The organism is Pseudoclavibacter sp. JAI123 (genome assembly GCF_013409665.1).
In the GTDB taxonomy this organism is placed as follows: Bacteria; Actinomycetota; Actinomycetes; order Actinomycetales; family Microbacteriaceae; genus Pseudoclavibacter.
The window spans coordinates 2,149,509-2,162,532 of the sequence record NZ_JACCCM010000001.1 but is presented as its reverse complement, the minus strand read 5'-3'; the positions used below and the strand labels follow the sequence as shown (position 1 = coordinate 2,162,532).

The window sequence follows — 13,024 nt, the reverse complement described above, 5'->3', positions numbered from 1 at the left end:
ACTTCGGGCGAGACGACAATGGCTCCGGCCGAGAGCGCTGCTCTCGGCCGGAGCCATGTTTCGCAGTACCTGCCACGCCAGCCTGTTCAGGCGACGAGGCGAGTCAGCCCTTGGTGGTCGTCTTCCCGCGGCGCTCCCGCAGCTTCGAGAGCGCCTCGTCGAGGAGTCGTTCTGCTTCCTCGTTCGTTCGTCGTTCTTTGACGTACGCGAGGTGCGTCTTGTAGGGCGCGACCTTCGTGGCCGCCGGTGGATTGTCCCTGTCGCGGCCGGCGGGCAGGCCGGAGATCGGGCAGTCGATGAGCTCGGGGATGTCGTCCTCTGCGATCTCCGCAGAGTAGTGCCTCACGGTCTCATTGCCGAGCGCATCCCAGTAGGAGATCGACACGCGCGCAGCGTGCACTCCGTGGTCCATCTCCCCCATGGGTCCGGCACCCACACGCGATCCTCGGATCGCTGAGCCCCCCTGTGCCACCTAGCTCACCACGACCGTCTGGATGCGGGTGATGATGCCCATGGCGACGATGGCGAGCAGCCAGATGACGGCGAGCGTCACCGTGATGCGGTTCAGGTTCTTCTCGGCGACACCGGAGGCGCCGAGGTTCGACCCCATGCCCCCGCCGAACATGTCGGAGAGTCCGCCGCCTCGTCCGCGGTGCAACAGGATGAACAGGATCAGCAGGACGCTGGTGATGGCCAACACGACCTGCAGGATGACGAGGAGAATATCCACGGAATCCCTCTCAGATGAACGGACTCGGACGTGGCCTGAGTGAACAGGCCACGTCCGAGTATAGATGGTTGCCGTTTGCGACTAGGAACCGACGTGCTGACGGAACCGCGCGATGGCGCTGAACTCGTCGACCTTGAGGCTCGCGCCGCCGATGAGCGCGCCGTCGACGTCGGGCTCGCGCATGAAGCCCGCGATGTTGTCCGACTTCACGGAACCGCCGTAGAGGATGCGCGTGGCCGCTGCCACCGACTCGCCGAGAAGCTCCTCGAGCGCATCGCGGAGCGCCTTGGCGACGGTCTGCGCCTGCTCGGGGGTCGCGGCCTGTCCGGATCCGATGGCCCAGACCGGCTCGTAGGCGACCACGAGGTCCGGGGTACCCTCGACGCCCTCGAGCGCAGCCTTCAGCTGAGCGACGGGGACGGCGCTTGCACCGAACTTCTCGAGGTCTTCCGACGTCTCGCCGACGCAGATGACCGGGACGAGGCCGTGCTTCAGCGCGGCCTTCACCTTGCTGCCCACGACCTCGTCGGTCTCCGCGTGCAGCGTGCGTCGCTCGGAGTGTCCGAGGATGACGTACCTGCAGGCGAGAGCGCTCAGGAACGCGCCCGAGATCTCACCCGTGTACGCGCCCGAGTCGTGGGCGGAGACGTCCTGGGCGCCGTAGCTCAGCGAGAGCTTGTCGGCGTCCACGAGCGTCTGCACGCTCCGCAGATCGGTGTAGGGAGGGAAGATCGCGACCTCGACATCGTCGAAGTCGTGCTTCGCGTCTTTGAGCGCCCACGCGAGCTTCTGCGTGAACGCGATGGCCTGGAGGTGGTCCAGGTTCATCTTCCAGTTGCCCGCCATGAGCGGGGTGCGAGTCGTTACCATCCGAGAACCTGCAATCCGGGCAGCTGCTTGCCCTCGAGGAACTCGAGGCTGGCACCGCCACCAGTAGAGATGTGGCCAAATCTGTCATCTGCGAAGCCGAGCGTGCGCACGGCTGCTGCGGAGTCGCCGCCGCCGACAACCGAGAGGCCGTCGACGTCGGTCAGGGCGTCTGCGACGGAACGGGTTCCCTCGGCGAACGCGGGGAACTCGAACACGCCCATGGGCCCGTTCCAGAACACGGTCTTCGAATCTCGGATGACCGAGGCGAACGCCTTGGCCGTCTCCGGTCCGATGTCGAGTCCGATTCCTGAGGCTCCGAACCTGCTGTTCTCGATGCCATCTGCGGGGACGACCTCGTGCTCGGCGTCCGCCGAGAACGATGCTGCGACGACGACATCGCTCGGCAGCACGATGGAGACTCCACGCTGCTCGGCGTCCGCCAGATACCCGCGAACGGTGTCCAGCTGGTCCGACTCCAAGAGGGAGGAGCCCACCTTGTGGCCCTGGGCCGCAAGGAACGTGAACAGCATTCCCCCGCCGATGAGGATCGAGTCGACCCTCGGGAGGAGATGCTCGATGACACCGAGCTTGTCCGACACCTTCGAACCACCGAGTACCACCGAGTACGGCCGCTCGACGGCCGAGGTCAGACGCTCGAGCACTTCGAGCTCATTGGCCACGAGGAGTCCCGCGGCGCTCGGCACGAGCTGGGGCAGGTCGTACACCGAGGCCTGCTTGCGGTGCACGACTCCGAAGCCGTCCGAGACGAACGCGTCCGCGAAACTCGCGAGCTGCTCGGCGAAGGCTCGGCGCTCGGCGTCGTCCTTGCTCGTCTCACCCGGGTTGAAGCGGAGGTTCTCGAGGACGACCAGCTGGCCGTCTTCGAGACCGCCGACGAGGCGCTGCGCGTCCTCGCCGACCGTGTCGGCGGCAAGAGGGGCATCGATCTCGAGGAGCTCACCCAGCCGGGAGGCGGCTGGAGCGAGCGAGTACTGCGGTTCAGGTGCCCCCTTGGGCCGACCAAGGTGCGAGATCACGATGACCTGCGCACCCTGGTCGAGGAGGAGGCGGAGCGTGCCGAGGGAGGCGCGAATCCGACCATCGTCGGTGATCACGCCCTCCTTCAGCGGCACGTTCAGGTCGCAGCGGACGATGACCTTCTTTCCCGTGAGGGAGCCAAGGCTCTCGATTGTGCGAAGCGCCATGTTGGCGATCCTTCCTCTGTTGCCGAAGTGGTTAGAGCTTGCTCGCGACGTACTCGGTGAGGTCGACGAGGCGAACGGTGTAGCCCCACTCGTTGTCGTACCAGGACGACAGCTTCACCTGGTTGCCGATGACCTTGGTCAGTGGCGCGTCGAAGATCGAGGAGTGGTTCTCTCCCACGATGTCGCGCGAGACTATGTCTTCCTCGTTGTACATGAGGAGTCCCTTGAACTCGCCCTCGGCGGCTTCCTTGTACGCGGCGTTGACTTCCTCGACGGTCACGGGCGTCTTGGAGACGACGGTGAGGTCGGTGATCGAGCCGGTCTCGGTGGGCACGCGGAGTGCGAAGCCGTCGAGCTTGCCCGCGAGCTCGGGGATGACGAGGCCGATGGCCTTCGCCGCACCCGTGGACGTGGGGATGATGCTGAGCGCGGCCGCACGTGCACGACGCAGGTCCTTGTGGGGGCCGTCCTGCAGGTTCTGGTCGGACGTGTAGGCGTGGACCGTGGTCATGAGACCCGACTCGATGCCGAACTTGTCGTTGAAGACCTTCACGAGCGGCGCGAGGCAGTTCGTCGTGCACGACGCGTTCGAGATGACGTCGTCATTCTCGGGGTCGTACTCGGTGTGGTTGACGCCGAAGACGAATGTCGGGGCAGGCCCGGAAGCGGGAGCCGAGAGGATGACCTTCTTGGCGCCTGCAGCGATGTGCGCGCGAGCCTTGTCGGGGTCGGTGAAGTGCCCCGTGCTCTCGATGACGATCTCGACGCCGAGCTCTGCCCAGGGCAGGTTTGCGGGGTCGCGCTCGGCCGTGGCCGTGATCTTCTTGCCGTCGACGTAGATGGCGTCGTCGTCGAACGAGATGTCGTTCTTCAGCTTGCCACCCGTGGAGTCGTACTTGAGGAGGTGTGCAAGGGTCTTGTTGTCGGTGAGGTCGTTGATTGCAACGAGCTCGAGGTTGTTGTCATCCTGCAGCAGTGCGCGTGCGTAGCTGCGTCCGATGCGTCCGAAACCGTTGATGGCGATTTTCGTCACGTGATGCTCCTTTTTCCTGTTGTTTCTCCGATTTGACAGGACTGTGTGGCCACAAGCGGCCGGGTGCACCATCGCACCGAAATCGTGGGAACGGTCTGCTGGGCAGGCCCGTTCAACATCGTCAGCCTAGTCCCATGGGCGGGCGCGGAGGTGACCAAACGGGCAGAGCTGTTCGGCGCGGTGATCAGAGCTCGTCGAGCACGGGGAGGTTGGACTCCGTGCCGGGGATGCCGCGGTCCGATGCCTGCTTGTCCGCAAGCGCGAGGAGGCGACGGATGCGGCCGGCGACGGCGTCCTTCGTCATGGGCGGATCCGCGTAGCGCCCCAGCTCGTCCAGGGAGGCCTCGCGGTGCGCCAGACGCAGCTGCCCCGCGTACTTGAGGTGGTCCGGTGCTCCCTCGCCGAGGATCTCGAGCGCCCGCTCGACGCGTGTGCAGGCGGTGACCGCAGCCTGAGCGGAGCGCCGCAGGTTCGCGTCGTCGAAGTTCACGAGCCGGTTCGCGGTCGCGCGCGTCTCGCGGCGCTGCCGGAGGCTCTCCCAGCTCTCGACGGTCGCGTGGGCTCCGATGACGGTCAGCATCGCGCTGATCGCATCACCGTCGCGGATGACGACGCGGTGCACGCCACGGACCTCGCGGGCCTTGGACGAGACGCCGAGTCGTCCGGCCGCGCCGACGAGGGCCATCGCCGTCTCGGAGTTCGGGGTGATGATGTCGAGCGACGCAGACCGGCCCGGATCGGTCAGGGACCCGGCTGCGAGGAACGCGCCTCGCCAGACAGCGGTCAGGTCGTCCTGGCTGCCGGTGGTGAGTCGGTTCGGGAGCCCGCGAACGGTGCGTCGTCGCGCGTCCATGAGTCCGGTCTGCCTGGCGAGCGTCTCGCCGTTCTCGAGGACTCGAAGCAGGTAGCTCTCCCCCGGCCTGGCACCTGAGCCGGCGACGATGGAGATCTTGGCTCGCACGCCGTACAGCTCGAGGAGCTCTCGGCCGAGTCGTCGGGCGAGCATCTCGGAATCGAGCTGCGCCTCGACAGCGATGCGCCCCGAGATGAGCTGCAGGCCACCCGCGAACCTCAGGAGCGACGCGACCTCGGCAGCACGAGCTTGGGTTGTGGCTGCGCGCGTGCGCAGAAGCTCGTGCTTGACATCGGCGGTGAGCGTCACCGGGGTACCTCCATGGATCAGAGTGAGTGGGCGCGACAAAGCGTCGTCGCGAATGCGAGATGGAACGGGAGTCACTCGCGACCGAGGTCGCGGTGCCGCACGCTGATGATCGTGTCATCGCGTTCGCGCAGCAGGCTCGCGATGCGCTCGGTCATGGCGACCGAGCGGTGCTTGCCGCCGGTGCATCCGACGGCCAGCGTCACGTGCCGCTTGTTCTCACGTTCGTAACCCCGCAGCACGGGGTCAAGCATCTCAATGTAGTGGGTCAGGAACTCGTCTGCACCTTCTTGGTCGAAGACGTAGTCGGAGACGCGCTTGTCGCGGCCGTTGAAGGCGCGGAGTTCCGGCTCCCAGAAAGGGTTCGGCAGGAAGCGCATGTCGACGACCAGATCGGCATCCGTGGGGATGCCGTACTTGAAGCCGAAGCTCTGCACCGTCACGGCGACCTTGTTCTGGTCGGCTTCGCCGAAGCGCTTGACGATGCGGGTCACCAGCTGGTGGCCGTTGAGCTCCGAGGTGTCGATGACGATGTCGCTCGCCTCGCGGATCTCCTGGAGGCGGCTGCGTTCGCGGGCGATGCCATCGAGGATCGTGCCGTTGCCCTGCAAGGGGTGCGGGCGCCGGACAGCCTCGAACCGTCGCACGAGTGTTCCGTCGGTCGCATCGAGGAAGAGAACGTCGACCTCGTGCGTCTCCCTGAGCCCGCCCACGAGCGCGGTGAACTCCTCGAGGAGGTGGCCGCCACGCACGTCGACCGAGACGGCGAGCTTCGGGAGCGAGTCTCGCGCCTTTCCGGCGACCTCGATGAGGGGCCTGATCATCTGCGGGGGCAGATTGTCGACCACGAACCAGTCGAGGTCCTCGAACGCCTTGCACGCCGTGGACCGCCCCGCACCGGACATGCCGGTGACGATCATGATGTGCTGGCGTCCTTCGCCGTCGATCTCCGCCGAACTCATGCGCAGGTCACCTCCCGTGGACTAAAACACCAGCCTACATAGCCGGAGCGTGCGTCTCTCACGCTTCCGCCGATTGCTCTCGCGCGAATCGCTCGGTTATCGCGGTCGCCGTGGCCTCTCCGACTCCCTGCACGCTCGTGAGCTCCTCGACGGTGGCCGCCCGGAGTCTCTTGACCGAGCCGAACTTCTTGAGGAGGGCGGCGACGCGCGTCGGCCCGAGGCCCGGGATGTCCGCGAGGACCGTGCCGATGTCGGCTTTGCGCTTCGTGCGCTGATGCCGGATCGCGAAGCGGTGCGCCTCGTCTCGAAGACGCTGCATGAGGAAGAGCGCTTCGGACCCTCGAGGGAGGATGACCGGGAAGTCGTCGTCCGGGAGCCAGAGCTCCTCGAGCCGCTTGGCGATACCGACGACGGCGATGCCACGCACCCCGGATTCCTCGAGCGCGCGTTGCGCCGCGTTGACCTGCGGTACTCCGCCGTCGATGAGCAGCAGCTGCGGTCGGTAGGCGAACTTGGCCCGTGTGGATTCCTGCGTCGACGCCTTCACGCGATCCGCGGAGAGGGCTGCGTCCTCGACGATATCGGCCGGTGTCGCGTCGTCGCGCAGGTAGGCGAGGCGCCGCGCGAGCACCTGGCGAATGGAGTCCGTGTCGTCCGTCGACGACGCGATGTTGAAGCGCCGGTAGTGCGACTTCCGCGCCAGGCCGTCCTCGAAGACCACCATGGAGCCGACGATGCCGGTGCCTTGCAGGTGCGAGATGTCGTAGCACTCGATGCGAAGCGGCGCCTCGGCCAAGCCCAGCGCGTTCTGCAGCTCGGTGAGCGCATCCGATCGCGCGACGTAGTCGCTGCTGCGTTTGAGCTTGTACTGCGCGAGCGACCCCATGGCGTTGATCGTCGCGGTCTTGAGGAGTTCGGATTTCGGGCCCCGCTGCGCCGTTCGCAGGTTCACCTTGGCCTGTCTGGTCGCCTCAAGCCATTCCGACAGGGCTTCGGAGTCGTCGGGCAAGGCCGGCACGATGATCTCACCTGGTGGGAAGAGTCCGTCCTTCCCGTAGACGCGCTGCATCGTCTGGTCGATGATCGTTCCGAGGTCGGTGTCGAGTTCCTTGTCGAGCACCCAGTTGCGAACGCCGCGGATGCGGCCGCCGCGAACCGTGAACTGCTGCACGGATGCGCTCAGCTCGTCCTCCGCGATGCCGAAGAGGTCGAGGTCGACGTTGTCCGGCAGGACGACCGCGCTCTTCTCCAGGACGTTCTCGAGCGCTCCGATGCGGTCACGCAGCCTGGCTGCGTCCTCGAAGCGCATCTCGCTGGCTGCGAGCTTCATCTCCTCCTGCAGCGTCGTCAGCAGGCTGCGGTCGTAGCTCTCCATGAACCGCACGAACTCGTTCACGATCACGCGGTGCTCCGCGATGGTCACGCGTCCGCTGCAGGGCCCTCCGCACCGGCCGATCTGGCCCGGGAAGCACGGGCGCCCGCTCTGCATGGCGCGCTTGTAGTTCGAGTCGTTGCAGGTTCGGATCGGGAACGCCTTGACCATGAGGTCGATGGTCTCGTTGACCGCCCATACCTTGGGGTACGGACCGAAGTACCTGGCACCGCGGATCTTCGGGTTGCGGGTGACGAGGACGCGCGGCGCCTCGTCGCCGAGCGTGACCGCCATGAACGGGTAGCTCTTGTCGTCCTTGAACTTGACGTTGAAGGGCGGCGAGAACTCCTGGATCCAGGTGTACTCGAGCTGCAGGGCCTCGGTCTCGGTGCGCACGACGGTCCACTCGACACGAGTTGCCGTCGTCACCATGTGCCGCGTGCGTTCGTGCAGCCGCTCGAGTGGCGCGAAGTAGTTGCTCAGGCGCGCGCGGAGGTTCTTGGCCTTCCCGACGTAGAGCACGCGGTCGTTGTCCCCGAGGAACCTATAGACCCCGGGGGCTGTGGGGATGTCGCCCGTCGCGGGACGATATGGCAGGACGTTCGCCATCAGCGGCCAGCTGCCTCCCGGTCGAAGATCTCCTTGAGGTACTGGCCCGTGTGGCTCTCCGCGATGCCGGCGACCTTCTCGGGGGTGCCGACGCCGACGACGGTGCCGCCACCTGAGCCACCCTCCGGCCCCATGTCGATGAGCCAGTCCGCGGACTTGATGACGTCGAGGTTGTGCTCGATCACGATGACGGTGTTGCCCTTGTCGACGAGTCCGCCCAGCACCTTCAGGAGCTTGCGGACGTCCTCGAAGTGGAGGCCGGTGGTGGGCTCGTCGAGCACGTAGACGCTCCGTCCGTTGGAGCGGCGCTGGAGCTCCGTGGCGAGCTTGACGCGCTGCGCCTCGCCGCCGGAGAGCGTCGTCGCCGACTGCCCGAGGCGCACATAGCCCAGACCGACCTCGACGAGCGTCGAGAGGTACCGGTGGATGGCCGTGATGGGCTCGAAGAAGTCCGCAGCCTCGGCGATCGGCATCTGCAGGACCTCAGCGATGTTCTTGCCCTTGTAGTGCACGCTGAGGGTCTCGCGGTTGTACCGCGATCCTCCGCACACCTCGCACAGGACGTAGACATCCGGGAGGAAGTTCATCTCGATCTTCAGCGTGCCGTCTCCCGAGCACGCCTCGCAGCGGCCGCCCTTGACGTTGAAGCTGAAGCGCCCAGGCAGGTAGCCGCGCGCCTTCGCTTCGCTCGTCTCCGCGAAGAGCGTGCGGATGCGGTCGAAGACGCCCGTGTACGTGGCCGGGTTCGAGCGGGGAGTCCGGCCGATGGGGTTCTGGTCGACGTGGATGACCTTGTCGAGCTGGTCGACGCCGGTGATGCGCGTGTGCTTGCCGGCGACGGCGCGTGCTCCGTTGAGCTTGCTCGCGAGCACCCGGTAGAGGATGTCGTTCACAAGCGACGATTTCCCGGACCCGCTGACACCCGTGACCGCGGTGAGGATGCCGAGAGGGAAGCTCACCTGCACGTTCTTCAGGTTGTTTGCCCTGGCGCCGACGACGGTGAGCTCTCGCTTCTTGTCGTACTTCCGACGCTTCTTGGGCGTCTCGATGCCCATGCGCCCCGAGAGGTAGTCGCCCGTGATCGACCTGGTGTTCTTCTCGAGGTCGGCGACGGAGCCGCTGTGGACGACTTCGCCCCCGTGCTCCCCCGCTCCCGGCCCGATGTCCACGATCCAGTCGGAGGTGCGGATGGTGTCCTCGTCGTGCTCGACGACGATGAGGGTGTTTCCGAGGTCGCGCAGCTTGACGAGGGTCTCGATGAGTCGCCGGTTGTCGCGCTGGTGGAGACCGATGGACGGCTCGTCGAGGACGTACAGCACGCCGGTCAGGCCGGACCCGATCTGTGTCGCGAGGCGGATGCGCTGGGCCTCACCGCCGGAGAGCGTTCCGGCGGCACGGGCGAGGTCGAGGTAGCTGAGTCCGACCTCGATGAGGAAGTCGAGGCGGGCGCGGATCTCCCTGAGGACCTGAGCGGCGATCTTCGCCTCCCGGTCGGTGAGCTCGACGGTGTTCATGAAGTCGAGGCAGTCGGCGAGGCTCAGTGTCGTCGCGTCGGCGATGGAGCGGCCGTGGACCTTGACCGCGAGCACCTCGGGGCGCAGGCGCGCCCCGTTGCACGCCGAGCACGGGATCTCGCGCAGATACTGAGCCCAGCGGGCACGGGTCGCGTCGGTCTCCGCCTCGGCGTACTGGCGCTCGATGTAGGGCATGACGCCCTCGAAACCCGAGCTGTACGTCATCTGCCGGCCGAAGCGGTTGCGGTACTTGACCTTGACCTCGTACTCGCGCCCCTCGAGGATGGCCTCGCGGACCTCCTCTGGGAGCTTCTTCCATGGAGTCGTGAGCTTGAACTGGATCTGCTCCGAGAGCCCGAGGAGGAGGCGCTCGTAGTACTGGTACAGGCTCTTGCCCTGGGAGCTCCACGGCAGGATGACGCCATCCGCGATCGAGTCGAGTGGGTCGCCGATGAGCAGCTCGCGGTCGACGGACATGCGCGTGCCGAGGCCGTCGCAGGTCTGGCAGGCGCCGAACGGGGCGTTGAAGGAGAACGTCCTCGGTTCGATCTCGGTGAGCGCGATGGGGTGGTTGTTCGGGCAGGAGAGCTGCTCGGAGAACGTGGTCCACGCATCGTCACCCTCCGCATCCACGAAGTTGATCTGCACGAGGCCGTCCGCGAGGCGGAGCGCCGTCTCCAGCGAGTCGGTCAGGCGGCCGAGCACGTCGTCGGCGGCAACGAGGCGGTCGACGATGACCGAGATGTCGTGCTTGAACGACTTCTTGAGCTTGGGCGGGTCGGTGAGCTGCACTCGCTCGCCGTCCACCATCGCCCTCGCGTAGCCCTGACCGGAGAGCGACTGGAAGAGGTCGACGAACTCGCCCTTCTTCTGCTGCACGACGGGCGCGAGCACCTGGTACCTGGTGCCCTCCTCGAGCTCCATGAGATGGTCGGCGATCTGCTGCACGGTCTGCCGCTGAATGACCTCGCCGCAGACCGGGCAGTGCGGCACGCCGATTCGCGCCCACAGCAGGCGGAGGTAGTCGTAGATCTCCGTGATCGTGCCGACCGTCGACCGCGGGTTCCGGTTGGTCGACTTCTGGTCGATGGAGACCGCAGGGCTCAGGCCCTCGATGAAGTCGACGTCGGGTCGGTCGACCTGGCCGAGGAACTGCCGCGCGTAGGCGGAGAGCGACTCGACGTATCGTCGCTGGCCCTCCGCGAAGATGGTGTCGAAGGCGAGCGACGACTTCCCCGACCCGGAGAGGCCCGTGAACACGACGAGACTGTCGCGTGGGATCTCGAGGTCGACGTTCTTGAGGTTGTGGACGCGGGCGCCTTGGACGCGCAGCTGCGAGGAGGGAGGAAGGACGGCCATAGCTCTTTCAGGTTCTCTATTCGTGTGGATGCTGTGCGCCCGTCAGAGGCGCGCGGCCGCGGTCACCCCTTGGTGACGTGCCCGGCTCGTTCCATGGTCCGGAGGTCTTGCTTCAGAGCCGAGAGCTCATCGCGAAGGCGGGCGGCGAGCTCGAACTTGAGCTCGCTGGCCGCGTCGAGCATCTGCGCGTTGAGGTCAGAGATCATGTTCTCGAGCTCGCGTGCGCCGGATGCGGCGAGACCCTCTCGCTTGAGCTTAGGTGTCGTCTGCCGCTTGTTGTCGCCCTTGCCGCGAGATGCGAGGAGGTTCTCGGTGTCCTGCCCCTCACGCATGAGCGACTCCGTGATGTCTGCGATCTTCTTGCGCAGCGGGGTCGGGTCGATGCCGTGCTCTTTGTTGTAGGCGAGCTGGCGGTCGCGGCGCCGGTCGGTCTCCTCGATGGCTTGCGCCATGCTGTCGGTGATGCGGTCGGCGTACATGTGCACCTCGCCCGTCACGTTTCGGGCGGCGCGTCCGATGGTCTGAATGAGGGACGTGCTGGAGCGCAGGAACCCCTCCTTGTCGGCGTCCAGGATCGCGACGAGCGACACCTCCGGCAGGTCGAGGCCCTCGCGGAGGAGGTTGATGCCGACGAGCACATCGTAGAGTCCGGCACGAAGCTCCGAGAGGAGCTCCACCCGGCGCAGCGTGTCGACGTCGGCGTGCAGGTAGCGGACCCGGACGCCGTTCTCGCCGAGGAAGTCAGTGAGCTCCTCTGCCATCTTCTTGGTGAGGGTCGTGACGAGGACTCGCTCGTCGCGATCTGCGCGGACTCGAATCTCCTCGAGCAGGTCGTCGATCTGGCCCTTTGACGGCTTCACGATGATCTGCGGGTCGACGAGCCCCGTCGGGCGGATGATCTGCTCGACGAACCCGTCAGCTTGCGCGAGCTCGTACTTGCCGGGCGTCGCCGACAGGTACACGGTCTGACCGACGCGGTCGCTGAACTCGTCCCACCGAAGCGGTCGGTTGTCGAGGGCGCTCGGCAGGCGGAATCCATGGTCGACGAGCGTGCGCTTCCGCGAGGCGTCACCTTCGTACATCGCACCGATCTGCGGCACGGTCACGTGCGACTCGTCGATGACGGTGATGAAGTCGTCCGGGAAGTAGTCGATGAGGCAGTGCGGGGCCTCGCCGGGCGCACGACCATCCATGTGCCTCGAGTAGTTCTCGATGCCGGAGCAGAAGCCGATCTGCTCCATCATCTCCAGATCGAAGGAGGTTCGCATGCGGAGCCGCTGGGCTTCGAGCAGCTTCTGCTCGCGCTCGAAGACGCCGAGGCGATCGTCGAGTTCGTCGCGGATCTGGCCCATGGCCCGCTGCATCGCATCCGCGCCTGCCACGTAGTGCGAGCCAGGGAAGACGCTCACGGAGTCCATGGAGCGGACGACGTCACCGGTCAGCGGGTTGAGGGCCGTCAGCGCCTCGATCTCGTCGCCGAACATCTCGATTCGGATCGCGAGCTCCTCGTAGACGGGGATGATCTCGATCGTGTCGCCCCGAACTCGGAAGGTGCCGCGCTGGAAGGCCACGTCGTTGCGCTGGTACTGCATGGTGACGAAGCGCCGGAGCAGCTCCTGGCGCGGGATGCGGTCTCCGACGTGGAGCGCGAGCATCGAGTTGAAGTACTCCTCCGGCTTCCCGAGGCCGTAGATGCAGGAGACCGTGGAGACGACGATGACGTCGCGGCGACTCAGCAGCGAGTTCGTCGTGGAGTGCCGAAGCCGCTCGACCTCCTCGTTCACCGAGCTGTCCTTCTCGATGAAGGTGTCGGTCTGCGGGACGTACGCCTCCGGCTGGTAGTAGTCGTAGTAGGAGACGAAGTACTCGACGGCGTTGTTCGGCATGAGCTCGCGGAACTCCGTCGCGAGCTGCGCCGCCAGGGTCTTGTTGTGCGCCAGCACGAGGGCCGGGCGCTGCAGCTTCTCGATGAGCCACGCGGTCGTGGCGGACTTTCCGGTTCCGGTGGCCCCGAGCAGGACGACATCCGGTTCGCCGGCGTTGATGCGACTCGCAAGCTCGTCGATGGCCTTCGGCTGGTCGCCACTCGGCGTGTACTCGCTGACGACTTCGAAGGGACGGACGCTGCGTGTTGCTTGCATAGAACAAGTGTACGTGGCGGCTGCGACATTTCGGGGCCTCCGTGATGCGCTCTGCGCGATCACGGAGGCC

Annotated in this window: 10 protein-coding genes; all 10 read right to left on the bottom strand. The window is 66.2% G+C overall.

Features of this window, described 5'->3' with window-relative positions; translation table 11 throughout:
- Positions 1 to 103: 103 nt before the first annotated feature.
- The 10 genes from HDC34_RS10135 to uvrB all read right to left on the bottom strand — a co-directional run bounded on the left by HDC34_RS10135 (position 104) and on the right by uvrB (position 12,954).
- A complete protein-coding gene (locus HDC34_RS10135; RefSeq protein ID WP_104311913.1) occupies positions 104 to 472 on the bottom strand; it encodes an RNA polymerase-binding protein RbpA in 369 nt (122 codons plus the stop codon).
- Positions 473 to 730: a preprotein translocase subunit SecG gene (gene secG, locus HDC34_RS10130; RefSeq protein ID WP_104241218.1), complete on the bottom strand. Its 258-nt coding sequence runs from the start codon at positions 728 to 730 to the stop codon at positions 473 to 475.
- Positions 731 to 811: 81 nt separating this feature from the next.
- Positions 812 to 1,600, bottom strand: a complete 789-nt coding sequence (tpiA, locus tag HDC34_RS10125) for a triose-phosphate isomerase (protein ID WP_151423456.1) — start codon at positions 1,598 to 1,600, stop codon at positions 812 to 814.
- Positions 1,594 to 2,805 carry a phosphoglycerate kinase gene (gene pgk, locus HDC34_RS10120; RefSeq protein ID WP_179556761.1) on the bottom strand — a complete coding sequence of 404 codons (1,212 nt, stop codon included), beginning with the start codon at positions 2,803 to 2,805 and terminating at the stop codon, positions 1,594 to 1,596. Before pgk ends, tpiA begins: the two co-directional genes overlap by 7 nt.
- A 31-nt stretch (positions 2,806 to 2,836) precedes the next feature.
- On the bottom strand, positions 2,837 to 3,838 hold the full coding sequence (gene gap, locus HDC34_RS10115) for a type I glyceraldehyde-3-phosphate dehydrogenase (protein WP_258068117.1): 1,002 nt from the start codon (positions 3,836 to 3,838) through the stop codon (positions 2,837 to 2,839).
- Between the two features lie 184 nt (positions 3,839 to 4,022).
- On the bottom strand, positions 4,023 to 5,000 hold the full coding sequence (gene whiA, locus HDC34_RS10110; RefSeq protein WP_068481866.1) for a DNA-binding protein WhiA: 978 nt from the start codon (positions 4,998 to 5,000) through the stop codon (positions 4,023 to 4,025).
- Between the two features lie 71 nt (positions 5,001 to 5,071).
- Positions 5,072 to 5,959 carry an RNase adapter RapZ gene (gene rapZ / locus HDC34_RS10105; protein WP_068481863.1) on the bottom strand — a complete coding sequence of 296 codons (888 nt, stop codon included), beginning with the start codon at positions 5,957 to 5,959 and terminating at the stop codon, positions 5,072 to 5,074.
- 58 nt (positions 5,960 to 6,017) lie between these two features.
- A complete protein-coding gene (uvrC, locus tag HDC34_RS10100) occupies positions 6,018 to 7,940 on the bottom strand; it encodes an excinuclease ABC subunit UvrC (protein WP_179556760.1) in 1,923 nt (640 codons plus the stop codon).
- Positions 7,940 to 10,813, bottom strand: a complete 2,874-nt coding sequence (gene uvrA, locus HDC34_RS10095; RefSeq protein WP_104311918.1) for an excinuclease ABC subunit UvrA — start codon at positions 10,811 to 10,813, stop codon at positions 7,940 to 7,942. The genes uvrC and uvrA overlap by 1 nt, the downstream gene beginning before the upstream one ends.
- A 62-nt stretch (positions 10,814 to 10,875) precedes the next feature.
- Positions 10,876 to 12,954, bottom strand: coding sequence for an excinuclease ABC subunit UvrB (gene uvrB / locus HDC34_RS10090; protein ID WP_104311919.1), 2,079 nt, complete (start codon positions 12,952 to 12,954; stop codon positions 10,876 to 10,878).
- Between the last annotated feature and the right edge of the window lie 70 nt (positions 12,955 to 13,024).

What these genes read in the sequence shown, in the direction of transcription:
- tpiA (WP_151423456.1), bottom strand. Translation starts at nt 1,600, where the DNA reads ATGGTAACGACTCGCACCCCGCTCATGGCGGGCAACTGGAAGATGAAC.
- pgk (WP_179556761.1), bottom strand. Translation starts at nt 2,805, where the DNA reads ATGGCGCTTCGCACAATCGAGAGCCTTGGCTCCCTCACGGGAAAGAAG.
- rapZ (WP_068481863.1), bottom strand. Translation starts at nt 5,959, where the DNA reads ATGAGTTCGGCGGAGATCGACGGCGAAGGACGCCAGCACATCATGATC.
- uvrC (WP_179556760.1), bottom strand. Translation starts at nt 7,940, where the DNA reads ATGGCGAACGTCCTGCCATATCGTCCCGCGACGGGCGACATCCCCACA.
- uvrA (WP_104311918.1), bottom strand. Translation starts at nt 10,813, where the DNA reads ATGGCCGTCCTTCCTCCCTCCTCGCAGCTGCGCGTCCAAGGCGCCCGC.
- uvrB (WP_104311919.1), bottom strand. Translation starts at nt 12,954, where the DNA reads ATGCAAGCAACACGCAGCGTCCGTCCCTTCGAAGTCGTCAGCGAGTAC.